The sequence below is a fragment of the Bacteroides gallinarum DSM 18171 = JCM 13658 genome (genome assembly GCF_000374365.1).
Taxonomy (GTDB): Bacteria; Bacteroidota; Bacteroidia; order Bacteroidales; family Bacteroidaceae; genus Bacteroides; species Bacteroides gallinarum.
Map to the genome: position 1 here is coordinate 87,168 of NZ_KB894126.1, position 23,051 is coordinate 110,218.

Below are 23,051 nucleotides of genomic sequence, written 5' to 3' on the forward strand. Positions count from 1 at the left end.
AAGAACCGCATGATAAATTGGATACAACAGACGCTTTTGCGCCGTAAAAAGACGGACAAAGGCAGGATGACGCTCGAAAAACTGAAAGAGGAATACTGGGACAGCGACGTGTGCATGGGGGAAATGCTGCTTTCCATGCCCGCCGACGGGCTTTCGATAGAAGAAGCGTTCGAACTGAGCATCGCCGCCAAAAAATGGGCGGACGGTGACCGTTTTTACCGGGTTGTCGACGAAGAAGAGCCGGAAGAATTGTAAACGACCTACAACGGACAATAAAAAACAAAGAAAAATGGACAGATATGATTTCATAAGATTCGGGGAACAGGTACGCTGGTACGACGAAAGCGAGAACCTGATGGAGACCATGCAGGTGTGCTGCCCCGTGTATCCCCCCGTGCAAGGCGACACGAGGATACAGCTGGTATCCGCCGGAATTGAGGCGCTGCAACCGGGACACGTGTCGGAAAAGACGGTCAGGGCCTCGCAGCTCGTGCCCTTCATAAGCCACTTCGGCAGGGGATACTGGGAGGCCCTCACACGGGCAGCGTACAACGGGGCAGGCACGGACCTACTCGAGGCGATAATCAGGAACGGATGTCTGGGCCTGGGAGAACAGATATGCCTGTTCTGCGGCAGGGCGTCGGCAAGCGTGCACGCCGCATTCTGCAAGGTATATCCCGAAGAGGGAAGCCTGCTCGACGTCATCGAATGGCAGGGAAAGGAGTACCCCGTAAGGAAGCTTACACTGTTCCGGGGGACGGAACAGGAAATGGAGGCAGCCGTATCGGTCACCGCATTGCAGAGGAAGCTCATCGGATGCAAGAGCGGCGCACCCGTTTCAAAGGCCGCGGAAAAGGTCGACGAGGGTATTTATTATTATTGTGAACAGGAAAAGGAGTTCCTCCTCCCGCAAGAAGGCCTCACCGCATTTGTAGAAAGGGGGTGAGACAGGGAAATGATACGATTAACAGAATAGAATATGGACTTTGCTGAATGCTTACAAAGTTATAACCTTCAACGCTTTGAACGGCATTGTCAGGAAAAACAATAAAAACAGACGAACCATGTCAGACAAGATATTACAGATGTTCTTCGACATAGACCGGTGGTCGAAAGCGATTGAAAAAGGTGTTCTGAAAGACATCCGTAAAGACCAGCTAATCCGGCTGACCGACGAACGTACGCGCCTCGCCATGGCCGAAGCCATGATGCAAGGCAAGTACGAAATCTCACCGCCCCATACGGCGCGGATACCCAAAGAGGGCGGGGAGTTCCGCACGGTGTATGTAAACGAACCGATGGATCGTGTGGTGCTGGGCATCGCCAACGACCTCCTGTTCGACCTGATGCCCGAGATGCTCCATACCTCTTGCAAGTCTTACCAGAAGGGTATCGGGTGTGGCAGGGTCGTTGCCGAGGTCAGCCGCAGGATGGCGGATGCCGAGAGCGACGGCTGTCCCGGGTGGAAAGCCGACCTGAGCAAGTATTTCGACAGCGTCCCGCTGTGTTACATCGACGGGGCATTCGACAAGGTAGAGGCGAAACACGGGCATTCCGTGCTCATCGATGTCCTACGGAAATACTACCACAACGACCTCTATTTTGATGAAGACAACATCCTTCAACGCAAATTCCAGTCATTGAAACAAGGGTGTGCCGTGGCCAGCTGGCTGGCAAACGTGCTGCTCCACGACCTTGACGGAGAACTCTCCCGAATGGACGGTTACTATGTCCGCTACTCGGATGACATGCTCTTTATCGGCAAGGACCACGAAAAGGCGATGGACGTGCTTCAAAAGCGGCTGGAAGAGAAAACCATGAAGCTCAACCCGAAGAAGGTGGAATACCTGACGGCTGACCGATGGTTCAAGTTCCTCGGGTTCAGTATAAAGGGCAGCATGGTCTCGCTCTCCCCGTCCCGTATCAAGACCTTCCAGAGAGAAATCGAACGGAGAACGATCCGCCGTCGGGATACGACACCGGCCAAAGCCGTGAATGCCGTGAACCGCTACCTCTACAAGGGCGAGTTCAGCTGGGCAGCTCAGGTATTGCCGGTGTGCAACGTGCGAAGGGACATCGACGAGTTGAACAAATTCGTGATGGACTGTCTCAGGGCCGTGAAGACCGGCAAGTGCAAGGTCGGCGGTCTGGGATATGTCCGTGATTACCCCATCGGCTGTATCGCCCGGGGACGGGGGCGTAATGTCACGGCCAACCGTGCCAAAGCCGGCGGTGACATCGCCGGTTACCTCACGCTGGGCTGCATGCAGAACGCCTTGCAAACGAGCCGGGCCGTGTACAACACGCTGGTGGCTTCACTGTAAATCATGAGCCGGACACGCGGCAAACGGGTGAAAAGGCCGAATTCAATGTTACAGGTAAAGCAGACCAGCACCATCACGTATTCACCGGTCCACCAACCGGTGAATACCATCTTGTTCTGGTTCATACCTGTAAATATCAGGAAGGTAAAGTCACGTGTCACCGGCCTGACACCCGTCATGGAACGAAGCACATCGGGAAAGTTCGAGGAATAGATTTGAGCATCCCGCGTGCCTAACGTCTTCTTTCCGAGTCTGAAGGTGACTGACCATCGCCTTCGGACTCAGCAGAAGACGCGCTCGCGGGTAACATCGGGATTATAAAGCCATGTGCCGGTATTATGAGAACTTTCACTTTTTTTCCTGCACAGAAACGTGGTTCGGGGAATTGCATTCAACATCCCGTACCTGATAAGCCTCTGTCGCGGCGACGTATCCCTAACGTTATACGTCACCCCCACGAAGGCTTCCGTCACGGGAGATATCGACAAGGTAAAGCCATGTGCCGGCATGTTCGGAGAATCACGCCCCGGCACGGGGGAAAACGGTCAAGGTCAGGATTTCAATCGCGCAGCTCTATAATCTGCGGCCAGTTCCTCCCACCTGCTTACCAGCAGGCGGAGCGTCACGGGCCAGCAGCAAGAACTGCCCATATCGAACGAGTAAAGTCACGTGCCGGCCTGAACGGGACCGAAAACGGTAGCGCAACCGGGTGTCGCACGAGGAACCGGAATTCAGCATACAGTCGTCAATCGTGGTCCTGAGCCAGGCGATCACCCGGTTCAGGACCGACTGCAACACTGTATTCATCGGAAATATAAAGCCATGCGCTGGCGGTTCGAGTGCATTTTTTTAAATACATATTCAAACGGATAAAAATGACAGCAAAAGAAATTGAAACCGGTAAATGGTACCACCTTTCGGGTGATATCGAAAACGGCTACATGGATGGGAAACCTCATACCAGCCATGAAGAGGTTACTCGAGTAGTGAAGCGGGTTACAGATACCCATATCGTCTGCGAATGCGGCAGGCGTTTCATAATCAATGAAAATCTGAAAGTGAGCCTTATGGCTTTTAGACAACAACCAGCGACAAAACCATGAACGACATCTATCAAGAAACTGTCCGTGCCGTCGAGGGCGGCGCAAAATTCAAGATAGACTTTCCCCGCCGGAGCCTGAGAATCGACGGGAGGTACATTATCCGTGAAGGCCGGTACGACGGGGAACTGGGTGTCGCGCCCTGCACGGCAGACGAGGTGCTCTCGAGGCTGGAGGAACTGTACCGCCGTTACAAGCACTCCGTACCCTCCGGGCGCAGCGAGAGCAAGTCGAGGCAGTATTTCAGGGGCTTGCCGGAGGCGGACCTCGATGACGGGGACATGCTTTACGGCGAGCGCCGCGACAAGGCGCAGGCGGAACTGGAACTATACCTGCTTTGCCAGCTTATCAACGGGCTGGAGTGGAACCCCGAAACGATGGGCAGCTGGTTCTGGCAGGGAAAAACGGACAGGGATCTGGTGATACTCAGACATTGGGTGGAACCGGACTGTAATTTAACAACAAACAACACTAAAAATGAGCTACAAGAAGAAAGAAACGAAAGTTTTGTGCCCGCGCTGCGGGACGGAGTTCGCCATCGCGGACAAGGAAAAGACGGTCGTGGCAACCGTTATCGGAAAAAATTCCGGGCTGGGTATCGTGTACCCGGAAGTTACCGGATAGGACACGCCGCCCCGACAGGTGAAGAAACTACCCGAGACCGCGAAGGAGCGCATCGAGGCGCTCCGTGCCGTCGGCGTAGACGTGAGTAACCTCTTTGCCATGCAGGGCGCCAACGGGGGCGAGCGTGTCGCCTCCAACAAGGACGGGCGGCTGACCGTGCTGGATGACGACGACCCTCTTTTCAGGTTGATTGCCATCCAGGGCGATGTTCCGAACCGCCGCCTGTTCCGCCGCTGGGTCATGGCGCAGATGTTCCGCATGATGGCCGGCACGGACTACCGTTCCGGTGAGCCGGTAGGCGTGACGGAGATGATCCACCGCCTGGGCCACGAGTACCAGTGGAAGATGCTGCTGGACGAGCTGTACGCGCAGATGAAGATGGCGGGGTACGACCCGGAGAACTTCACCGACCGCAACCGCTGGTTCAATACCGGCGTCGTGGCGGCGATGGCCGAGAATCATGTGAAACAGCTCAAAAAACGTGTCGATGCCCAGAAAACGAGGAAATGCAAGGGTATTCCCTACAAACGTGTCGGCAACCGCAACATCTTCGTGGCTGACCTTGAAGCCAAGGTCTACCGTCCGCTGCAAGCACTCGTACACGGTATCCGGGAGGCGAAGGACGCCGCCCAGTTGTACGCCGCCGCGAAGAGGTTCGACAAGCACCGCTTCAAGATGCCATACGACACGCCCCAGTGCAAGGAGTGGGTCAACGCCTACAAGGGAGCCGGCGCGTTCTTCACCATGCAGAACCTGATCCGCTTTCACGGTTGCACGGCCGTCAACGACCTGGGAAAACGTCTGGACAAGTACCAGTCGCTGGCATTCCTCACGGCAAAGGCCGAGGCCTACAAGGACGGCGAGGGATGGCGTCTGCTGGCCACGCTGAAAAAGATGCTCGATGACAACGGCATCGATGTCCGGAAGAAAACGGCGGAATGGCGAAAGAAATAATCCCGCCCTTTTCCACCCGCTTGGTAAGCGGTATGGTGTGAGGGCCTGAACAAATCAGCAATCCCCCCGTAAAGGCAATCATACCTCTATTCTAATTCATAACTAAAACTTTTTATCATGAGTAAAAAACAACTACGGCGCAGGACTTACCTGCTGCAGCGGCTGCGTAAACAGGGCGTACGCTGCCTGACACGCTGCCGCACCATTTTCTACCCCTACGGGGAAGACCCGAAATCAGTTCCGCATATCTGTCAGCTGATGAGCGAGTTCCATTTCCATGTCCAGTTCGAAATCGTGGCCTGATATGAAACCGGGAGACATCGCCACGCTGAAAGTCTCTTACAAGGGATACCGCCGCGTAGAGTTGGTGGAACAGTTCCAGTACACGTGGCTGGTACGAATCCGCGAGAGCGGGAAAGAAATAGAAGTCTATGAAGACGAGCTTGAACCGGACGATTGAGAAAATCCATCAATAATCGTCCGCGCCGCTAAAACCGATGGGCACAATATCTAAATTGAAGAACAATGAGAACATTCAAAAAAGGACAGCGGGTCTACTGGAACGACCCTGCCGGGGAAACATCCGGTGAATACACGGTCATAGACCCCAAAGACGAGTACAACAAGGACTTCACCGAAGAAGATACCGCGGACTTCGACGAACGCATGATAGTTATCGGGAACGGTACGAGCGAAGCGGAGGTCTATGCTTCGGAGCTGGATATCCTGTCCCCCGTACCCGATCAAGGCATTCCCAATTACATCGCCTACGCCCTTATCCTTATCACGGCCGCCCATTTAGGCTGCAAGGTAGAAATGCTCGCCACGGCACAGGAGGTATGGCGGACGAAATGTCTGCCCGAACCGGTGCTGCTGGGCATGTACGAGAAAGCGGCATACAAGGCCGTGTCTGCAATCCGGCAGAAAGGTCTGGCGGAACGGGCCGACCGTCTCGGGGAGATATTTTACCGTACCGGGGAATTCCCCCCGGACGATGAACGGCAACAATAAAGAACATAAACTTAATACATAAAGAGATGAACCTGTATGAACGGATAGAGTATAAAGGATACCATATCAATATCTATTACGATGATGATGTCCGAAGCCCGCGTGAGAAATATGACAACCTCGGCACGCTCTACACGGCGCATCGCCGTTACCGGCCGGAAAAGGAGTTCGACGACCACTTCGATATAAATGAGGTTTTCCAGGGGCGTATCGGAAATTTCCGGGAGTCGTTCCTGAAGGAATACGTCGCCCTTCCGGTCTACCTCTACGACCATGGCGGCATTACGATATCCACCTCGCCGCTGAGTTGCCCGTGGGACTCCGGATTTTTCGGCATTATCGCTGTCCCGTTGGACAAGGTACGCCAGGAGTACGTGTGGAAGAACATCACTGCGGAACGCAGGAAACGGATCGAGGGACACCTGCAAGACGAAATCAGAACCCTTGACAACTACTATACCGGGGAAGTCTTCGGGTATCGCATTACACCGGAAAGTGACGATGACAATGAACTGGACAGTTGTTGGGGATTCTACGGCACGGAATGTCTAAAAGAACTGGAAGCCCAGTGCAGGCATATTATCGACGGGCTGAACAAAGCGGCAGCATAGAATAGAAAAATACGCATAATGACTGAAAATACAATGAAGACATCATACGGACTTGAATTCAACACGGTAACAGAAATCAATCCCGAATGGAGCGATTATGACAAAACGATAGCAGGATGCCACCTTGCCAATGTCGGGGTGGTCATCGTGGATACGGAATACGGGCAACCGATAGACAACGAGCATGACCTCGAAGAAATCTGCCTGATTCTCGAAAAGGAAAAGACAGACCATCCTAAAAATGAATGACATGGAAGAAAAACGAGATTGTAAGGAAATTAAGGTACGCCTGCACCATATCGACCGTGGAAACTGCACGGAAGTGTGGGAAGTACAGACGGGGGAAGGCAAGCCCGGACGCTATCTGGGGCGTGATGACGGTTATGGCCCGAAGGAATGGTACACGTTACGCGATGCTCCCCACGGATATTGCGAGAGGGACTCTCACGTAAGGACGGGTCTCACCCTTGTCATATGCGACAAGGACTGGAACGAGGTACTGCGTGACGGCACGGACAGGGAACGCTTTCCCGAAAGTTTCCCTTCACTGGACGAGGCATGTAACGAGGCATGGGGCAAGGTCAGGAAAGAACTCCCACATGTCACACGCGAAGGTTTCGGGCAGTGGATTACCAAACAGTCATTCCGCCCGCTCGGCCAGACCGAGGCGCTGAACTGGCGTGATTGCTATCACGGGGAAGAGGCAAGCGAGGTACTCTCGCGTTTTACATGGATCGGTGAAGAGTACGCCATATTCAAGGTCACCCGGCGGCACACCAAGTGCGATGCCCGGTGGTACGAGTATTACGCGGGAAAGACAGACCGGCAGGAACACGAAAGTTACGTCCGTTTCTTCGGGTACGAGTACCACGACCGGCATATCAGCGACGTGCTAAGGACGCTCGGCAAGCGGTGCGATGACATCATCCATGCCGTGGTGGAAACCCGCGCAGACGACTACCACGGGCGTACGGTTTCCCTCTTTATGGACGAATTCATCGGTTACGACTTGTCCTACGAGCAGGTCTGCAATGCCAAAGAGAGCAGACTGCGCAAGGCACGGGAAGACTACAACGAGGCAAACGCCTACTATTACAAACTGAAGGAGAACGAGGTGAACATCCGCGGTATCGAAGCGATGCTACACCGCGTAAGACAACAAATCCGAAAAACGAAAAGATAATGGCCTGTTTACATGTAGCCAAAGTTTGGCAAATCGAATACAAGCGCCCGGGAATGAGTGGAGGTGCCGGGCAGGATGCTCTTTATCGTATTCTGCGAATGTTCAATGTTGACAACTCGGCAGAGGACATCTGTACGAAAGAGTTCGTGGTGAGGCGTTCCGACTTGCAGGAATTGCGTCTGCATATCGCGGAACGTGACGGGGTGTTCCGGGAACACGCGGGAAAATTCAGCGCGGAACTGGCGAAAATCGGAATAGGCAAGGAGAAGCTTATAGAAATACTTGATTCCCTAATCGATGACAGTGACCAGAGCGATGCCTATGTGCATGTATCGTGGTTTTAAAATACCGGTTCATCATGAGAACCAGAGATAACGGGCTGGCCAACCTCCATGACGCGAACCACCGGGAACGGGGTTTCTGTTGCATGAAACTGATCGCGTTCCTGATAGCCGACGGGGTGAAAGCCTGGGAGGAATGGCATGGGGAGCATCTCAATGCCGCCCGGGGCCAATGCAGGTATCGGGCACGATGTCCGATATACAAACGAAGTAAAACCAATATCGAACAAGTATGAAAACCGAACAACCGATAACGAATACAGAACGCGCATTTCCTGAAGATAACGACACACTTTACCGGGAAATGACGGCATACATGCCGAATTGTTATTTCCCGACCTCGTTGGGGACGGGACGGGAAAACTGCTCTGCACGCTCAACGGTGAAGCCGGCGAAGATTTTGACGAACCCGTCGAGAATGTACAAATCGAGGGGTTATTCGAGATCGCCCATTGGCTGGAAGAGTACGGGTTCATTGCCGCCGATGTCGATGACAACAAGATTACCGTATGTGAAGAATGGTGGAACGGGAGAAGTTATGACGAGAAAAGGATAATTTGGAAAAAGTATCATAACGAAGAATAATCATGCTATACAAGTTACTTGAAGACATCCGCCTCCGGCTGGAAATGAAAGGTCCGCGGACGGCGGAGGAGCAGGAAATCCTTAACAGGATACTCCTTGCCCTCCCGCATACACGTCGGGACCGGGATGCGGAGTTGCTGGCGCCAAGCGAGGTGCTGGTACGTGTCTGTCCGGATACCGGACACCCGGTGTTGGTCTGCCATAACGGCCAGGGGCAGTGCTCGTGCCTGCACAACGAAACCGTCGAGGAGGATGCAGTGGACGTGAAGCTGTGGCTATTGTCCCTCGGCAGGGAGTGCAACGGCAACCGCAAACTGTTGGAAACGGTCGTGGATCTGGCCTACAATGCCGGGGCGGAGAATCTCTGGGAAGGCAGGGATTCCCGAGCCGTGGTATCGGACATCATCCGCTGGGCGGGGGAGTTCGAGACGAGGCACGCGGGCACCGACTGGGACACGGGGGATTACCTGCTTGCCGTCGACGGGTTCTACAAGGAAAAAATAACGGACATGTAATACGAATAGAATATGGTTCAAACAATTTTAGACGAGGTAAAAGCGTATTTCGACGCCAAGGAAAATCCCACGGAAGAGGAACGTCGATTACAACAACGGCTGTCCGGAGGGTACTTCCCGATCTCTTTCGTGCACCGGGAAGACCTGGAGGCGAAAGGGTACGACATCCAAAAGATAGACGACGGACAGATGATGGAACTGGCCGCCAGAATGTCAAAAGATTACAAGGAACAACTCTACTGGACCAGTTTGGACATCATTGCCGGCGAAATCCTGGAGTTTCCCAAAAGCAAGGATGCCAACTGCCCGAAGTGCGGTTCGAAGAATTTCCGTTTTGATAGCCATAACGGCATGTTCCACTGTGAAACATGTCTCCAGACATGGGACGACAAGTTATACGTGCTGGTCGAATTTCCCGAGGATGCCTCCTCTTTCGAGGAAAGCGAAACCGGTTACCCCTCGTGGAACAGCGGGGACAACGGCGCACGCTATGTCCCCGAGGCGGAATACATCCGGGAATTCGGGAAATCTCCCAAGCCGGAAAAGTGTTACCGTGCCGTGTGCTGGCCGGACTCCCAGGAGTACATCGGGAAAGAAGAGTACGAACTTATCCAAGACGAGAACGGGATACGTGATTTCGGCACGTCGGCGTGCTGGGTACCGCTACCAGTGATTAAGAAAATGTAAAACCTAAAAAATAGAGACAAATGAAAGAAACAAAGACACCGGTATGCCCCGAATGCGGGGTTACCGACATAGACATTCTGGACGACGAGGGCGTGGCGATTTGTAATGACTGCCATCTCGAATGGCCTTACGTGGAGGATTGAGGATGGAAACAGTAGATGTTTATACAGAGCGTGGCGACCTGGTTACCTGTTCCGATTGCGGCAAGGTGATGCTCCTGCCGTATGGAGCGGATAAATGTCCGGGCTGCAAGAAAGAGGGCTGCCTGGCATGGACGGACGGGAATTTGCAGGAGGCCGACCTCGACTCCCTGCTCGAGGGACACTATAACCTGCACCAGAAGAGGGAACTGCAACCGGAAGATTTCCTGTCGCTTCCCGTATTAGCAACCGAGCATATTCCATACCTGACGAACAAACCCCAGACCGCCCGGGAAACCCTCTCCCGGCTCCTTGAAATCAGCAGGCTTTTTGAGGAACACTGGCGTGGCACGGGATGTTTCCAATCGGAGAACATCTACACGCCCGCCATCAAGGCATTGCTTGACAAACTGAACGGAAAACTGAAGGAGGGTGACCCGATACCGATAGAATACCAGGACTGCCGCTCCCCCGGGGAGTTCTTCCGGGTGGTTGCCGACGAACGTCCCGCGACGAAAGAGGTGCTGTTCTCCTCGGACGGGGAGGGAAACTACTATTTCAACGGGCGCAAGGTCAAGGTGGAAAATTCTGACGGGTACGCCTACCGCCTGCTGAAAACCAAAATACAGACGGACTACCGGCGGCCGGTAGATTTTTACTTCCGCTTCCTTGCCCGCTGCGGACCACACGGAACTTATGGCAACGCGTATTACCCGAGTATCACGGACCTGATATGCAGGTGCTACCTGCCTGAACCCACAAAATGAATCCTGAAAAGGCGATGAACAACAGTTCACCGCCTTTCTTATTGTATAACTATTTTAATATCAATCATTATGGCAACAACATTCGAAACCATGACTGCCCCCGTGCAGTTCGACTTCCAGAACAACAACGTCGAGGTGATGACGCTCGACACGCTCCGCCGCACGCACAAGGAGAATGACATTTACGGTAACCCCGTCAAGGGCATCTACCACTACGAGGTGATAGAGCGTCTGGCTGACACCTGCAAGAAGTACAACCTGAATTACGAGGTGGAGGAAATCTTCGCCGCCCAGAACAAGAACAAGGCCCAGCCCGGCGTGGTCGTCCTGCCGCAGGTGGAAGAGAAATATGGCGAGAACGCCGTCGAGGCGCACGTCCTGCGCCGGGTATACGCGACCATCCGCATCAAGAACTGGGAGACGGACGAGCTGACCACCACGCTGGTCGTGGCCTTCCACCAGGATGGCATCCAGGCAGCGATAGGCCCGTGCGTGCTCGTGTGCCACAACCAGTGCATCCTTTCCCCCGAGCGCAGCGTGTCGAACTACGGGAAAGACAAGGTTACCACCGAGGAACTTTTCGATCGCGTGGACGGGTGGCTCTCAAACTTCGAGGAACAGATGAACGAGGACAGGGAGCGTATCCGCCGCCTGAAGGAGAAGAAAGTCTCACCCGTGGAGATGTACGCCTACATCGGCCTGCTGACGGCGTTGCGGGTCTCGCATGACAGCTCCGACAAGCGCCTCTCGTCCAAGGTGGAAACCTACCCGTTGAACCAGTCCCAGATTTCTATCTTCACCGAGGACCTGCTCAAACTCGCCGAAGAGAAACAGACGCTCACGGCGTGGGACGTGTACAACTGCGCGACTGAACTTTATAAACCGGGCAGGACTGACCTTCCGGCGATGATTCCCCAGAACGGGGCGCTGGCAGAGGTCATGCTTTCGGGTTCACTTAACTGACAAGACACGGTATCATGGCAGGAAGAACGTATAAACGGGCGACGCTCGAAAAACGGCTCGAACGGCTTGAGAAGAGCCTGCACAAAGAGAAATCGCGCCTGCACGGTGTCATCGACAACACGGGCTGGGGCACGGGAGGGCGGCGTGCGAAATGCACGCCGTCCTTCCGCCGCGAAGCGGAGTTGAAAGAGAAAATACGGGATGTCAAACAGCTCATCGCCATGCGCGATTCATAGGCCATGACACGCATCCGGGGACAACTCACGACAGCGGACTACCTTCCCATAGCGGAATATAACAGGCTGGTCCGCGGGCTTGAGAAGGACGGCGAGTACCTGTGGGAAACGTACTGCTGGCTGTCGTTCTGCACGGCATGCAGGGCCTCCGACGTGAGAGCCCTGCGCTGGAAAGACATCCTGGGGAAAAGCACCATGGCCCGCGTCGAGCAGAAAACAAAGAAAAACCGCCTGATCAAGTTCAACAGGGACGTGCAGGAGAAGAACCGTTTCCTGTACGGGATGCTCGGACAACCCGATCCCGAACAGTACATCTTCCTCAGCCCGCGTACCGGGAAACCCTACTCGCTGGAATACATCAACAGGCTGCTCAAGGTCTTCCGGGTAAGGTACAGGCTGCCGATCAGGGCATTCTCCACGCATACCTTCCGCAAGACCTTCGGGCGGTACGTCTACGAGCTGATGGGACGCTCGGCCGAGAGCCTGATCCTGCTCAACCAGATATTCCGGCACTCCAACCTGGAAACCACCCGCCGGTACATCGGCCTGGCACAGGAGGACATCGACAAGGTGTTCGATTCCATACGTCTATGACAATATTACCCACGATGCCGAAAACCATCCGTTCGGTTTACGGGCTACGCTTTAATATAGAAACACATCAAAATCAGAACTGCAAATGGACAAACCTATATATATCGACACGTACTTCCGTGTCGAGTCCGGCTATGACGGCGGTCGCATGCCGGAAGAGAAAGCCGGGCGCTTCTTCGACGAGGTGAAGCGCCTTTTCACGGAAACAGGGTTCAGCGTCAAGGAAAGCAAATACAAAGACGGCTGTCCCGAGGTGTACCTCGGCAAGACATGCCTGTACTGCCACCCGCAATCGCTATCGGGTCCCGTTCTTAAAGAGCACATGGGACTTATCGAGAAGATCCTGACACAAGGAACGACCTTCCAGTACCTGTGTACGGACACTTACGGCGAGATTCTCGACCTGACGGAGGAGGAAGAGCTCGCGTATTACCACGAGACGCATGATATGACTATCGGGGGTGTCTTTCTCGACGCCTTCCGCACCAAACGCCGTAACCTGTACAAGAGCCGGGAACAGGTGCTGGAAATACTCGTCGAAAAACTGCGCGTCAAGACGCTCCGTGGGGGTTCCGTCTATTCGAATACCTCCCCGGTATATCGCTATATCAGGGAAACGTACGGGAAGATGGTATCCGAAGGACGGCTCGTCGAGGGATGCAAGCAAACCGCCTCCGGGAAACTGCCGCTCTGCCGTACGGCAACCGACAAAGAACTCAAAGCGGTAAAGGCACCCGAAAAAATAAATGCAAAGACAAGATCTCTGAACTACACGCTGCCTAACGGAAAGACAATAGAACTGTTTTCCGAGATGCGCACCGCCAACTACGACTTCGGGGATTTCGATGAAACTGTCGAGGTGCTGGTAAAGGCGTACCGAAAAGCGAGAGACAAGCAAACGAAAGAAACCATGGAACGTCGGATAGAGGCCCAGTGCGACGCTTTCGCCGAGTTCCTGGGCATGCAGTATGAAGAGATACAAAGCATGAATTTCTCTGACTTGTCCTCGGGAATCAAGGAATCACTGCTATCATACACCTCATAAATACTTCCAACATGTACCAGATTCATCCACTGAAAATATCGCAATCCGTCAGGCAAGCGGTTAACGAGAAAATTCTGGCGGCCATTGATTCCGGTTCGTCCGAGTTTACAGCCGAAACCGTGTATAATTCCTACACCGGGCACGGCGGACTTCACACGTTGAAACAAGGGGATTTCGCTTCCTATTCCGAGTATGCCGAAGCCAAGCGGGAACAGGAAATGGGCCAGTTCTTCACGCCGCACGAGATTTGCCGGACGATGGTCGATGCCGCTTGCCCGCAATCCACGGACATGATTCTGGATATGTGCTGCGGTATGGGAAACTTTTTCAATTTCTTGCCTAACCCGTATAACGCCTACGGTTTCGACATAGACCCTGACGCGGTCAAAGTCGCCAGATTCCTCTATCCGAACGCGCACATCAATGTCGCGGACATCCGTACCTGTGAAATGGAGGAACGTTTCGACATCCTGATCGGTAACCCGCCATTCAACCTCGATTTCGACGGCACCCCTTCACAATTCCACTACTGCAACAAAGCTTACTGGATGCTGAACCCCGCCGGTCTGCTGTTGATGATCGTTCCCGCCACGTTCCTGAAAGACGAATTCTGGGACAAAACGAGAATCAACGCCATAAACCGGGATTTCTCCTTCATCGGGCAGACAAAACTCCCGTCCGATGCCTTCAAGCGGGTGGGTGTGGCGAAGTTCGACACCAAAATCATGGCATTTTTGCGGGCATCCAAACACATCGAGATGCAACCTTACCGTGCAGAGGAGTTCTGCACGATGGAGCAACTGGGAGAGCGGATCGCGAAAGGCAGAGGCATCCGGGAAGAGATTAAACTGCTGTTACATCAGGAAATCTCGGAAGAAACGATGGCGGAAAACCGCGAGTTCGAGTACCGGCTGAAAAAATACCTGTACGAAATCAAGACCCACAAGGCACTCCAAAAACATTACGACAAGTCCGTTGCACTGGTCTCCAGGTTCCGCAACCAGCGTCCGCCTGAAAACTGCACGGTGGAAGAGTACAAAGCGTGGGAACGCCGGAAACTGACCTACAAAAAAGTACTGGGCGTCCTGCGGCGCCACATCCGCGACCAAAACATTATTCCCCGTAAAGAAGTGGCATTGGTAAAGACTTCGTACGGCTTCAAACTGAAAGGATACGCCCCGCACTTGCTGGACAGAGTGGGACACACCTACTCGTCCCTGAACGACATCCTCATCGGAGAGAAACCGCTCCCGGCACTCCCGGAAATGACCCCGCGCCAGAAGGAACAATACGCAATGGCAGAACGCTTCATCGCCAAGAAACGCAGGGCTTACGAACTCCAGTCGGTAAAATTCACCGCTATGCAGCGGGATACCGCGCTGGACGAGCGGATCGCTTCCCTGAGCTTCCTGAACAAGGACATGCAGACATGCCAATTCACCGCGCTGCAACAACACGACATGGGACTGGTCTTTCAAAAACGCTACGCGCTTCTCAACTGGCAGCAAGGCTCCGGTAAAACCGCCGTAGCATACCACTACGCCAAGTTTCGTGATACGCGGACAAAAAACACCGTGGTTTTGGCACCGTCCATCGCCATACACATGACATGGGAACCCTTCCTGCAACGCCACGGCGAACCGTTCGTTACCGTCAGCCGCCCCGAACATCTGAAAGCTGTCGGGGCCGGCATGTTCGTGCTGGTGTCGTTGACGATGCTGGGTGATTTGAAGGCGGCCCTCAAAACATTCATGAAGCGTCGCTCCAACAAAATATGCCTGATATTCGACGAGTCGGACGAAATAACCAACCCTTACGCCCTGCGGACCCGTCTGACAATGGAACTGTTCCGCAGGGCCGAATTCAAGCTGCTGGCCACCGGCACGACAACGCGCAACTCGATCGTGGAGCTCTACTCGCAGTTTGAATTGATGTACAACAACTCCGTAAACATGATTTGTTACGCCTCACGGGTGTACTTCGAGGACAAGGAGCGGAACATTTCGGAGAAATACAACGAGCATTGTCTCCGTCCGTTCCCCGCACGTGGCGGTGCAAGGCTGTTCCGTGCCAGCTTCTGCCCGGGCAAGGCTACCGTATTCGGGGTGGAGAAACACAACCAGGACATATACAACCAGACCCACCTTTCCGAACTCATCGACAAAACCATCATTACACGGAAATTCAAGGAGTTCGCCGGAGATAAATACGAAATCATCAACTACACCGTAACCCCCGGAGAGGGTGAACGGGCGGTATATCGTACCATCATGGAGAGATTCCATGAAATCCTGCATCTTTATTTCAGCCCGATGACGGACAAGAGAAAAGAATCCCATCTCAAAATCGCACGCCAGATACAGCTCCTTATCAAAGCCTGTTCGGTTCCGCACAAGATGAGCGGTTACCATGGCGACCCCTATCCGGAAAAGGCCAAGCTGATCGGACGCAAGTTGCGCTATGAACTGCGCGGCAAGGTCGCCATCGGCTGTACCTCGCTCGATGCGGTGGCCATGTACCAGGAATTTCTCAAGGAGCATTTCCCGCAAAGACCACTGTTCGTCATACGTGGAAACGTGGGCTTCAAGACGCGACAGCGCCTGCTCGACAGGTTCGAGAAGACGATGGACGGTATTCTGGTCTGCACGCAGCAGAGCCTGAGAAGCTCGGTCAATGTTCCCGGTTGCGAGGACATCATTATCGAATCCCTGCTCTGGAACATCCCGCGCATGGAGCAATTCTACTTCCGCTTCATCCGTCTGGACTCGGAAGGTATGCGCCATGTCCATTACATTACCTACGGGGATTCCATCGAACAGAACCTGATGGCACTGGTGCTCGCCAAGGAACGGTTGAACGAGTTCGTCAAAAACGGGAAGGTAACGGAGGAATCGGACATCTTCGAGGAGTTCGACATCTCTCCCGACATCATAGAAACCCTCTTCAGACGCGAGAAAGACGAGAAAGGTAATTTCCACATCTGCTGGGGCGCACAAAAAGTAAGTTAAACTAAAAATTATCGATATGGTTATCATCGCACAACAACAGCCGGACGGTGTCATCAGGTATATTTCCGTACCGAGATTTTACAATTATGACCTGCCGCACATTCTGAAAAATTTCTACCCGAAAGAGTCCAGGGTCTCCGCGCTGATCGACCTGGGTAATCTGGTCACGCTCAGACCGACTCCCTTCGGCAAACCCAAAGATTATTACGACAAGGTGTATTGCCGTGCAAGGATTCGTGACGACAAGGAAAAGAAGGGCAAACACCTGCCGAGATATGTCGATTCGGGGGAGGAACTGCTGAAACTCGAAGCGGAAGGATTCCTGTTCAAAGAGGGACAATGGCACCATTTCAGGGCCGGGAAACTTTCCGTATCCCTGCCGGAATCCCTGGATAGCGGGAAAAATGGGAACTTATCCGCCCTGACAATAACCCGAATGAGCGGGGACGGGCAACTACACGCACTTCCCGACACGGAAATCTCAACATGGAATACACTGCTTTCCAAGGCAAAAGAAAACAACGAGCCGTATTTCGTGTTCCGTGACAAGCGACTCGTCACAACTATCAATCACCCATTAAACAGATCATAGGTCATGAGAAAAGAAATTTATACGGCCGTAGCCAATCTTCCTGAACATCTGGTGACACAGGAAATTGCTCAGGCGGCTATTGAAGAGGGTAATCTCAAACTGCTGGACTGCCTTCCGCACCGATATCTGACAGAAGAAGCAGTCATGTCCATCATCAACCGCAATGAAAAGAGTTACAGCTGGGATACATTCCAGCTCTCCAATATCCCGGAAGAATTGCGCGGTGAGCAGCTTTGCGAGTTCGCCGTCAGGAAAGACTGCGACAACATCGTCCACGTCCCGAAAAAACTCCGTTCATCCACGATGCTGGAAAACCTGTTAGAACGGAAAGATGCCGGGATCAAGTACCTGCACCTGTTCCAACCGTCGCTTTGGAACGCCGAACTGGTTCGTAAAGGCATAACGTCCGTCTACTCCCGTGTCATTGGTTCTTACCGGCACGGCAGGTACGGCGGGTACCAGACGACTCACGATATTAAGCGGGTGCAAATTTTCTTGAGCTTTGTTCCCGCTGCCATACTGAACCGGCGGTTCTATCTGGACTTGTTTTCCTCCGGTCTGAAAGCCGAGGATCTGGACGTGCTGGTTCCCAATCGTTACAAATACGGAGAATACTACTTGAAGATAGCGAGCCTCGATTTCAGCCTCGTGCCTCCCGCCTACTATGATTACACTACCGTTACGAACGCCATCATACACGGAAAACTCTCCATCTGTCACGGCCAGTACGAACGAAACGGGATTATGGAAAACCACAAGGAAACCATCTTTCACCTGATGGACGACAAGATGGCTGACCAAATTGTCCTCAAGGAGCCCCGCGCCTTTAAATACCTGCCGGAGAACTTCCAGACTTCGGCAAGGCTTATCAAAGCCCTGGAAGCCGACGAAAGGGACAACATCCATCTCCGTAAGGATGACAAACACCTCCTTACCGAAGAGGTCTGCAAGACCTATGTGCGCAAGAACATCGAGACGCCCGAGTTTCCGGAATCCGTGTGGACACCGGAGTTTGTGGAATACTGTATGGTGCACGGCACCTCTTTCCGTTGGTTCTCCCGGATGCCCAAGCAGATGCAAACGAGGGAAATCGTGTACAAAGCGTTGGAATACAGTGGACATCATCTCTCCGAAGTGAGACCGGAACTGATACCTCTGGAGCAGGCACAACGGCTGTACCGGAAAAACGAATATTACCGTGAATATATCCCGCAGCGTTTCATTGCCGAGTTCCGGAACGAAACGGGACTGGAAGAGGCATTCTTCGGAGGCGAGGTCTCCTTCTCCCACCTGCGGGAATTCCGCGAGAACGACACCTACTGCAAGCTCGGGAACACCTATATCGGTATCCGTAGTGAACGGGGTATCCGCTACAACACCTACCAGGTGCTTGTTGTGACCCGTCGTACCCCGCAGGCATTCCGGCCGGTAACGCTGTTTGAATGTCCCATCGGCACATTCCATACCACGTGGCTGGAAAAACTGATAGCCGACAACGATGCTTCATTTGTCAAGCCGTCCGTCCCGAAAGAACTCAAACCGTACCAGTTTAACGGATATTATACTGTGGAGAAGGTAGGTGAAGAGGACGGAGTCGCCATCTACGCCAATGAACTGCTGGAAGAAAGGGTGTTTTATACCGCACAACTGGAAACGGGTATCGAGATGAGCCACTCTCTGTCCGAGCTGAAAAACGAGATCCGGTCGTCACGGGTAGCGGGAAAGGAGAATGCGGCATGAATAAATATCAGATAGTCATCGAGGAGACCCTGCGCAGAATCGTGGAGGTCGAGGAGGAAACACCCGGGCTGGCCGTCAGCCGGGCGGAAGACGAGTACAACGAGCAGAAACACGTGCTCTCGGCCGATGATTTTACCGGTGCCGACATCGCTCTCTCCCCTGATGACGAGACAATGAAACGCGCCCTGGGGGACAGCAGCTTTACCAAATACGTGGAAGAACGCTTTGAGGAGTATAAAGAGCTCGTATCCATCGAGGACAAAATCCGGCTGACGTTCGGAAGTTTCGACAACGCCCTGTATGAGTTTAACGAACACCGTGAGGAATTAGCCCGGAACCGACCTCAGGTCTACCTGCTGTACAGGAGCGATGCCTGGCACAGCCGTTCTTCCATGCGGCTTCTCGCCCCGTTTTCCTCGTTCGGGAAGGTCATGGAATATTTACGGCGCAAGAAGGAGGAATTCCGCCTGACGGCAGAGGACCTGAAAACGTTCGAGAACAACCGCCAGACGCGGAGGCACGACGAGAACTACCTGTGCGAATCGGGTTATCTCGACGACCTGCCGGAACGTCCGCCAAGAGAGGACGACTTCTACGACAAAGTTTTCGTCCACGGCGCCTCCGAGCTGTCGCGCCGGAAGCTGGAATCCCTGCCGGTCCCGTTCGATACCTATGATGTCACGGACGAGCAGATGGAGCGGATCGTGTGGGAAACGGAAATGGAAACCCGTGACCGTCTGAGACTCGGCGAAAATGAACCCATCAATTTCAACAAGGAGCGTCATAGCGAGGTGTGGTGGGAAGAGATGGAGAAAACGGTGCTAAGGCACGGGGTACCGTATTACGAGGATGAATAACGACAACGGCATAACATTGTTCATCGGTTGCCATTATGATGACGGGCTGTCGCGGTTTCGGCCGCGGCGGCCTTTTTTAATAAAAGGAGGTGAATACTCCACCCCTTTTACTGCCGACAACGCTAATCTTAAAATAAAAGACAAGATAATGGAAAGGATAAAACCGGATTTCTTCACGGAAAACTGTGAGGGGATCAAAATTATGACATTTGGGGAATTCACCCAGCACATCCTCCGCATGGAATGCGGGGAGAGTCTGAAAATGTACATTGCGGCGAATCGCCAGACGAGGGAATGCTCCCTGCCGCTCTCTGTCAAAAAGGAACTATGGGACAACACGCCTTTTTACCTGCTCGGCGGGTACGGGCGGGAAGTGCGTACCATCAATCTCGTGGACCGACCCGAAGAAGAATTCAAAACCACCTGCCATGATGCCCTGGACAGCTATGATGCCGTAGAATGTGTCGGGGTTGTCGTTTCAAGGCTCCGGACGTTGAGTCCCGGGGAGCTGCACGAACGGATTACACGGGAGATGGAGTCGGGTTATAAATACCTGTTTGTTTATCGCAACGAGGAGGAGATGACGGCCGCCCTTGACGGCAAGGTATACGCCATCAGCGACACGAACGGCAAATTCCTCTGTGACCTGTACGAGCCGGACTACATCCGCCTGGAAGAGGACGGCGCTATCGTGGACACCGTGTCCATTCCGGACATGCGCTTTCATTCCGATTGGGCAATCGCCAATCCCACGGTTCGCGACAAGGTGTTCTCCGCCCGGATGGTGATTATATACACCCACGAAACGATAACGGTATGATAGAGATCGGCAAGAAAATAGAAACCCCGGAAGGCGTGTTTTACGAGCTGGAATACGGCGGGGAGGGAAACATCTACAAGAACGAGGACGCCTTTCTCAACTGCCCGGACGAGGTCTGCTATGTCCCCGAATACGCCGCGGAAGGCCATGAAGACTGGCGGGTCCCGCACACGGGGGATTGTTACACGCGCAACTCCCTGCTTGCCTTGTGCAAGGGTAACGAGGAGGTCTGTCAGGACCTGTTTTACAGCCTGGAATGGACCTATCCCGAAACCTTGCTGGACGAATGGGACACAAAGGGCTGTTTCGATGAAATCGAAGGCTGGTATGACGATTAGACAAAACGAAAGTATGCAAAAATATAAAATAGCGCTGGCCGGGCCGGGTGGAAGCAAGGCCCCGAACTACATCCTGAGATTGAGGACGCACGTGAGAGCGTATTTCTCCCAGGCCTACGGCAAGGACGAGTTCGGGCACGTGCTACACTGCATCAGCTCGTTCATCGATGACTTTTCCTTCAAGGTACGCAATACCCGCTATCAGGGCGGCATCCTGAAAAGGACTATCCGGAATGACCGCCTGGAAGTGTACAACCTGGGCGATGAGAAGGTGATACTGACCGTCTTCTTCACCCCGCTGGAAACATGAAACCAGGAATATGACAAATATGGACAAGAAAACAAGAACGGAGCCGGGCAAAGACACGGCCATGCCCCGGACATGAACTGACGAATGAGGAATAACCATAAAACTAAATATCAATGGACAGTATCAAAGATTTACAAGCCGCCATCCGCGACATCCTCGTGAACAACGGCCTCACGGAACTCTCTTTCGGGGAGCCCGACGGGCTGAACGATCCCACTTACATAATCTGGTACGACAGGCATTGCGAACCTAACGACGACCCCGTGTCGAGGGTTCTTCTTGAAGACACGGGGATTGCCGTTGAAGTCGAAGCACGTGGCTTCGGGAACACGGTAACCGTCTACGATTACGACATCGACCGCCGGGAATGGTGGGAAGGCATACGTGACAATCTGTTGGAAGTGCTCGGACGGGACGGCAGACGCCGCTGTCCGGTTTGCGGCAAGCCGCTCAAGGGGAACCGGCAGTATTGCAGCGATTGCCGAAAACTCGCGACGCCTAAACCGACGGTGGAACAGGTCGTGAAAAAAGCGAACCGGAACATCCGCCGCCTGGCAAGCCTGGCGGCCGAGAAAGACAAGGCATATGGAAAGCAACTGGTAAAAGAATATTCTATCGGTCAAATGTAGACCGGTCTGTTAAATAACAAGAAGCAACTATGGCAACCGTCCCGAACCCCATCCACGATATTTATCTCACGGGGGAGAACTATGTCTATGGCGACCTTGTCCTCAATGCCGGGGGCATGATCCTCTCAAGCGGGGCCTGAGCTACGCCCGCCAGCGGGAACACGCCCTGTACCCCTGCGGAAAACTCATGCAGTATCTCCGAAAGACTTTGAAAGAGCGTCAAGAAGAGAGATTGTACAAATAAATACAAAACCGAGAAACTTATGAGTAAGGGACTTACCATCGTCAACGAAAATATTCCCGTGGAATTGTTAAAATAACATGCCATGCCATACAGAAGTACAGGGATAATCATCAGCGGGACACGATATGACCGCAGGCAGAAACTGACACCTGAACAGCGGGTGGAGATTTTCCACCGCTATCACACGGAGAAGCTCAGCCAGCGCCAACTGGCACGCGAATACGGTGTCAGCCGCCGTCTCGTGACCTTTATCGTGAATCCCGAGAATGAAAAACGTAACAGGAAGCTGTTGAACGAACGCAAGGCGAAAGGGCTGTACAAGCCCGACCGGAAAAAACACGCGGAGATTATCCGTGAACACCGGCGCTACAAGCAGAAGTTGTATAAAGAAGGTAAAATTCAATTAAAGACTGACAGAAAATGAGATTACAGGAAAAACTTAAAAGAACTGGAACAGGGGATTATTGCCAATCTCTATGCAATACCCAAAGTGCCGGAAGGCTTGCTGCCCCATTGGCATGTTTACACGAGAGGACCTTTGCACGGAAACCTTCGAGACGATGACCGTCAAGGACATTCCCGTGCTATTTACTGATGACAGAATTGACCGCAATGCCGTACCGGACGGGTTGTTCGCCCACGACATCTGCGAATCGGATGACGGCGACCGGCTGGCCACCGTCGGGCCCGTCGTCGTGGTAAACCACGGCGGAACCATTCTCTCCCGCGAGGAGTTCCGTATGGAAGACTGGGACGGTGTGGAAATCGAGGACTACAATTTCAAGGGGAACTCGATGCCCCTGAAAAAATGGATTGGAAAGAACACTTAAATC

General features: G+C 53.3%; 34 protein-coding genes. All 34 read left to right on the forward strand.

Going from position 1 to position 23,051, the window contains the following annotated elements:
* Positions 1-9 precede the first annotated feature (9 nt).
* On the forward strand, positions 10-255 hold the full coding sequence (locus C233_RS0108630; protein ID WP_018667202.1) for a hypothetical protein: 246 nt from the start codon (positions 10-12) through the stop codon (positions 253-255).
* Complete coding sequence (locus C233_RS0108635) at positions 224-946, forward strand: hypothetical protein (RefSeq protein ID WP_128081898.1); 723 nt, start codon at positions 224-226, stop codon at positions 944-946. The genes C233_RS0108630 and C233_RS0108635 overlap by 32 nt, the downstream gene beginning before the upstream one ends.
* Before the next feature lie 118 nt (positions 947-1,064).
* Entirely contained in the window at positions 1,065-2,324 is a 1,260-nt protein-coding gene (locus C233_RS0108640) for a reverse transcriptase domain-containing protein (protein WP_025068702.1), read from the forward strand.
* A 45-nt stretch (positions 2,325-2,369) separates the two neighbouring features.
* A complete protein-coding gene (locus tag C233_RS22490; protein ID WP_018667205.1) occupies positions 2,370-2,537 on the forward strand; it encodes a hypothetical protein in 168 nt (55 codons plus the stop codon).
* A 662-nt stretch (positions 2,538-3,199) separates the two neighbouring features.
* Positions 3,200-3,427, forward strand: coding sequence for a hypothetical protein (locus C233_RS0108650; protein WP_018667206.1), 228 nt, complete (start codon positions 3,200-3,202; stop codon positions 3,425-3,427).
* Positions 3,424-4,137, forward strand: coding sequence for a hypothetical protein (locus C233_RS24800; protein ID WP_018667207.1), 714 nt, complete (start codon positions 3,424-3,426; stop codon positions 4,135-4,137). The genes C233_RS0108650 and C233_RS24800 overlap by 4 nt, the downstream gene beginning before the upstream one ends.
* Entirely contained in the window at positions 4,067-5,002 is a 936-nt protein-coding gene (locus C233_RS22500; RefSeq protein WP_241217456.1) for a ubiquitin carboxyl-hydrolase, read from the forward strand. The genes C233_RS24800 and C233_RS22500 overlap by 71 nt, the downstream gene beginning before the upstream one ends.
* 117 nt (positions 5,003-5,119) lie before the next feature.
* Positions 5,120-5,305: a hypothetical protein gene (locus tag C233_RS0108665; RefSeq protein WP_018667209.1), complete on the forward strand. Its 186-nt coding sequence runs from the start codon at positions 5,120-5,122 to the stop codon at positions 5,303-5,305.
* Positions 5,280-5,462: a hypothetical protein gene (locus tag C233_RS24480; RefSeq protein WP_373278734.1), complete on the forward strand. Its 183-nt coding sequence runs from the start codon at positions 5,280-5,282 to the stop codon at positions 5,460-5,462. Before C233_RS0108665 ends, C233_RS24480 begins: the two co-directional genes overlap by 26 nt.
* A 65-nt stretch (positions 5,463-5,527) precedes the next feature.
* Positions 5,528-6,013: a hypothetical protein gene (locus tag C233_RS24805; protein WP_018667211.1), complete on the forward strand. Its 486-nt coding sequence runs from the start codon at positions 5,528-5,530 to the stop codon at positions 6,011-6,013.
* A gap of 26 nt (positions 6,014-6,039) precedes the next feature.
* The gene (locus tag C233_RS0108680; protein WP_018667212.1) at positions 6,040-6,624 is read left to right on the forward strand and encodes a hypothetical protein; all 585 of its coding nucleotides are present in this window, start codon (positions 6,040-6,042) and stop codon (positions 6,622-6,624) included.
* Positions 6,625-6,657: 33 nt separating this feature from the next.
* Complete coding sequence (locus C233_RS0108685) at positions 6,658-6,873, forward strand: hypothetical protein (protein WP_018667213.1); 216 nt, start codon at positions 6,658-6,660, stop codon at positions 6,871-6,873.
* A gap of 1 nt (position 6,874) precedes the next feature.
* Complete coding sequence (locus C233_RS0108690) at positions 6,875-7,807, forward strand: hypothetical protein (RefSeq protein WP_025068703.1); 933 nt, start codon at positions 6,875-6,877, stop codon at positions 7,805-7,807.
* Positions 7,807-8,151, forward strand: coding sequence for a hypothetical protein (locus tag C233_RS0108695; protein WP_018667215.1), 345 nt, complete (start codon positions 7,807-7,809; stop codon positions 8,149-8,151). The genes C233_RS0108690 and C233_RS0108695 overlap by 1 nt, the downstream gene beginning before the upstream one ends.
* Before the next feature lie 14 nt (positions 8,152-8,165).
* Positions 8,166-8,384 (forward strand): hypothetical protein, encoded by a 219-nt coding sequence (locus C233_RS23580; protein WP_026314798.1) that lies wholly within the window; start codon positions 8,166-8,168, stop codon positions 8,382-8,384.
* Positions 8,385-8,472: 88 nt separating this feature from the next.
* Positions 8,473-8,733 (forward strand): hypothetical protein, encoded by a 261-nt coding sequence (locus C233_RS0108705; protein WP_018667217.1) that lies wholly within the window; start codon positions 8,473-8,475, stop codon positions 8,731-8,733.
* A 2-nt stretch (positions 8,734-8,735) separates the two neighbouring features.
* On the forward strand, positions 8,736-9,248 hold the full coding sequence (locus tag C233_RS0108710) for a hypothetical protein (RefSeq protein WP_018667218.1): 513 nt from the start codon (positions 8,736-8,738) through the stop codon (positions 9,246-9,248).
* 12 nt (positions 9,249-9,260) lie between these two features.
* Positions 9,261-9,935 carry a hypothetical protein gene (locus tag C233_RS22505; protein WP_018667219.1) on the forward strand — a complete coding sequence of 225 codons (675 nt, stop codon included), beginning with the start codon at positions 9,261-9,263 and terminating at the stop codon, positions 9,933-9,935.
* Positions 9,936-9,955: 20 nt separating this feature from the next.
* Complete coding sequence (locus tag C233_RS24965; protein ID WP_018667220.1) at positions 9,956-10,078, forward strand: hypothetical protein; 123 nt, start codon at positions 9,956-9,958, stop codon at positions 10,076-10,078.
* A complete protein-coding gene (locus C233_RS0108720; RefSeq protein WP_025068705.1) occupies positions 10,057-10,842 on the forward strand; it encodes a hypothetical protein in 786 nt (261 codons plus the stop codon). The genes C233_RS24965 and C233_RS0108720 overlap by 22 nt, the downstream gene beginning before the upstream one ends.
* 69 nt (positions 10,843-10,911) lie before the next feature.
* On the forward strand, positions 10,912-11,805 hold the full coding sequence (locus C233_RS0108725) for a DUF932 domain-containing protein (protein WP_018667222.1): 894 nt from the start codon (positions 10,912-10,914) through the stop codon (positions 11,803-11,805).
* Positions 11,806-11,819: 14 nt separating this feature from the next.
* Positions 11,820-12,041, forward strand: a complete 222-nt coding sequence (locus C233_RS0108730; protein ID WP_018667223.1) for a hypothetical protein — start codon at positions 11,820-11,822, stop codon at positions 12,039-12,041.
* 3 nt (positions 12,042-12,044) lie between these two features.
* Positions 12,045-12,635: a tyrosine-type recombinase/integrase gene (locus C233_RS0108735; protein WP_018667224.1), complete on the forward strand. Its 591-nt coding sequence runs from the start codon at positions 12,045-12,047 to the stop codon at positions 12,633-12,635.
* Positions 12,636-12,720: 85 nt separating this feature from the next.
* Positions 12,721-13,680: a hypothetical protein gene (locus C233_RS22510; protein WP_018667225.1), complete on the forward strand. Its 960-nt coding sequence runs from the start codon at positions 12,721-12,723 to the stop codon at positions 13,678-13,680.
* 11 nt (positions 13,681-13,691) lie between these two features.
* Positions 13,692-16,688: an N-6 DNA methylase gene (locus C233_RS0108745; RefSeq protein ID WP_018667226.1), complete on the forward strand. Its 2,997-nt coding sequence runs from the start codon at positions 13,692-13,694 to the stop codon at positions 16,686-16,688.
* A gap of 16 nt (positions 16,689-16,704) precedes the next feature.
* Positions 16,705-17,280 (forward strand): hypothetical protein, encoded by a 576-nt coding sequence (locus tag C233_RS0108750; protein ID WP_018667227.1) that lies wholly within the window; start codon positions 16,705-16,707, stop codon positions 17,278-17,280.
* A 3-nt stretch (positions 17,281-17,283) separates the two neighbouring features.
* Positions 17,284-19,020, forward strand: a complete 1,737-nt coding sequence (locus tag C233_RS0108755) for a hypothetical protein (protein ID WP_018667228.1) — start codon at positions 17,284-17,286, stop codon at positions 19,018-19,020.
* Positions 19,017-19,877 carry a DpnD/PcfM family protein gene (locus C233_RS0108760; protein WP_018667229.1) on the forward strand — a complete coding sequence of 287 codons (861 nt, stop codon included), beginning with the start codon at positions 19,017-19,019 and terminating at the stop codon, positions 19,875-19,877. Before C233_RS0108755 ends, C233_RS0108760 begins: the two co-directional genes overlap by 4 nt.
* A 202-nt stretch (positions 19,878-20,079) precedes the next feature.
* The gene (locus tag C233_RS0108765; RefSeq protein WP_244149061.1) at positions 20,080-20,697 is read left to right on the forward strand and encodes a tyrosine protein kinase; all 618 of its coding nucleotides are present in this window, start codon (positions 20,080-20,082) and stop codon (positions 20,695-20,697) included.
* Positions 20,694-21,035, forward strand: coding sequence for a hypothetical protein (locus C233_RS0108770; RefSeq protein ID WP_018667231.1), 342 nt, complete (start codon positions 20,694-20,696; stop codon positions 21,033-21,035). The genes C233_RS0108765 and C233_RS0108770 overlap by 4 nt, the downstream gene beginning before the upstream one ends.
* A gap of 13 nt (positions 21,036-21,048) precedes the next feature.
* Complete coding sequence (locus C233_RS0108775) at positions 21,049-21,345, forward strand: hypothetical protein (RefSeq protein WP_018667232.1); 297 nt, start codon at positions 21,049-21,051, stop codon at positions 21,343-21,345.
* Positions 21,346-21,458: 113 nt separating this feature from the next.
* Positions 21,459-21,974 carry a hypothetical protein gene (locus tag C233_RS0108780; protein ID WP_018667233.1) on the forward strand — a complete coding sequence of 172 codons (516 nt, stop codon included), beginning with the start codon at positions 21,459-21,461 and terminating at the stop codon, positions 21,972-21,974.
* Positions 21,975-22,300: 326 nt separating this feature from the next.
* Entirely contained in the window at positions 22,301-22,642 is a 342-nt protein-coding gene (locus C233_RS0108790) for a helix-turn-helix domain-containing protein (RefSeq protein ID WP_018667234.1), read from the forward strand.
* A gap of 94 nt (positions 22,643-22,736) precedes the next feature.
* Positions 22,737-23,048, forward strand: coding sequence for an LPD28 domain-containing protein (locus C233_RS0108795; RefSeq protein WP_018667235.1), 312 nt, complete (start codon positions 22,737-22,739; stop codon positions 23,046-23,048).
* Positions 23,049-23,051 lie beyond the last annotated feature (3 nt).

Coding starts and splice junctions, on each gene's coding strand:
- C233_RS0108630 (WP_018667202.1), top strand. CDS start 10: ATGATAAATTGGATACAACAGACGCTTTTGCGCCGTAAAAAGACGGAC.
- C233_RS0108640 (WP_025068702.1), top strand. CDS start 1,065: ATGTCAGACAAGATATTACAGATGTTCTTCGACATAGACCGGTGGTCG.
- C233_RS22490 (WP_018667205.1), top strand. CDS start 2,370: ATGTTACAGGTAAAGCAGACCAGCACCATCACGTATTCACCGGTCCAC.
- C233_RS0108650 (WP_018667206.1), top strand. CDS start 3,200: ATGACAGCAAAAGAAATTGAAACCGGTAAATGGTACCACCTTTCGGGT.
- C233_RS24800 (WP_018667207.1), top strand. CDS start 3,424: ATGAACGACATCTATCAAGAAACTGTCCGTGCCGTCGAGGGCGGCGCA.
- C233_RS0108665 (WP_018667209.1), top strand. CDS start 5,120: ATGAGTAAAAAACAACTACGGCGCAGGACTTACCTGCTGCAGCGGCTG.
- C233_RS24480 (WP_373278734.1), top strand. CDS start 5,280: ATGTCCAGTTCGAAATCGTGGCCTGATATGAAACCGGGAGACATCGCC.
- C233_RS24805 (WP_018667211.1), top strand. CDS start 5,528: ATGAGAACATTCAAAAAAGGACAGCGGGTCTACTGGAACGACCCTGCC.
- C233_RS0108680 (WP_018667212.1), top strand. CDS start 6,040: ATGAACCTGTATGAACGGATAGAGTATAAAGGATACCATATCAATATC.
- C233_RS0108685 (WP_018667213.1), top strand. CDS start 6,658: ATGAAGACATCATACGGACTTGAATTCAACACGGTAACAGAAATCAAT.
- C233_RS0108690 (WP_025068703.1), top strand. CDS start 6,875: ATGGAAGAAAAACGAGATTGTAAGGAAATTAAGGTACGCCTGCACCAT.
- C233_RS0108695 (WP_018667215.1), top strand. CDS start 7,807: ATGGCCTGTTTACATGTAGCCAAAGTTTGGCAAATCGAATACAAGCGC.
- C233_RS23580 (WP_026314798.1), top strand. CDS start 8,166: ATGAGAACCAGAGATAACGGGCTGGCCAACCTCCATGACGCGAACCAC.
- C233_RS0108710 (WP_018667218.1), top strand. CDS start 8,736: ATGCTATACAAGTTACTTGAAGACATCCGCCTCCGGCTGGAAATGAAA.
- C233_RS22505 (WP_018667219.1), top strand. CDS start 9,261: ATGGTTCAAACAATTTTAGACGAGGTAAAAGCGTATTTCGACGCCAAG.
- C233_RS24965 (WP_018667220.1), top strand. CDS start 9,956: ATGAAAGAAACAAAGACACCGGTATGCCCCGAATGCGGGGTTACCGAC.
- C233_RS0108720 (WP_025068705.1), top strand. CDS start 10,057: ATGGCCTTACGTGGAGGATTGAGGATGGAAACAGTAGATGTTTATACA.
- C233_RS0108725 (WP_018667222.1), top strand. CDS start 10,912: ATGGCAACAACATTCGAAACCATGACTGCCCCCGTGCAGTTCGACTTC.
- C233_RS0108730 (WP_018667223.1), top strand. CDS start 11,820: ATGGCAGGAAGAACGTATAAACGGGCGACGCTCGAAAAACGGCTCGAA.
- C233_RS0108735 (WP_018667224.1), top strand. CDS start 12,045: ATGACACGCATCCGGGGACAACTCACGACAGCGGACTACCTTCCCATA.
- C233_RS22510 (WP_018667225.1), top strand. CDS start 12,721: ATGGACAAACCTATATATATCGACACGTACTTCCGTGTCGAGTCCGGC.
- C233_RS0108745 (WP_018667226.1), top strand. CDS start 13,692: ATGTACCAGATTCATCCACTGAAAATATCGCAATCCGTCAGGCAAGCG.
- C233_RS0108750 (WP_018667227.1), top strand. CDS start 16,705: ATGGTTATCATCGCACAACAACAGCCGGACGGTGTCATCAGGTATATT.
- C233_RS0108755 (WP_018667228.1), top strand. CDS start 17,284: ATGAGAAAAGAAATTTATACGGCCGTAGCCAATCTTCCTGAACATCTG.
- C233_RS0108760 (WP_018667229.1), top strand. CDS start 19,017: ATGAATAAATATCAGATAGTCATCGAGGAGACCCTGCGCAGAATCGTG.
- C233_RS0108765 (WP_244149061.1), top strand. CDS start 20,080: ATGACATTTGGGGAATTCACCCAGCACATCCTCCGCATGGAATGCGGG.
- C233_RS0108770 (WP_018667231.1), top strand. CDS start 20,694: ATGATAGAGATCGGCAAGAAAATAGAAACCCCGGAAGGCGTGTTTTAC.
- C233_RS0108775 (WP_018667232.1), top strand. CDS start 21,049: ATGCAAAAATATAAAATAGCGCTGGCCGGGCCGGGTGGAAGCAAGGCC.
- C233_RS0108780 (WP_018667233.1), top strand. CDS start 21,459: ATGGACAGTATCAAAGATTTACAAGCCGCCATCCGCGACATCCTCGTG.
- C233_RS0108790 (WP_018667234.1), top strand. CDS start 22,301: ATGCCATACAGAAGTACAGGGATAATCATCAGCGGGACACGATATGAC.
- C233_RS0108795 (WP_018667235.1), top strand. CDS start 22,737: ATGTTTACACGAGAGGACCTTTGCACGGAAACCTTCGAGACGATGACC.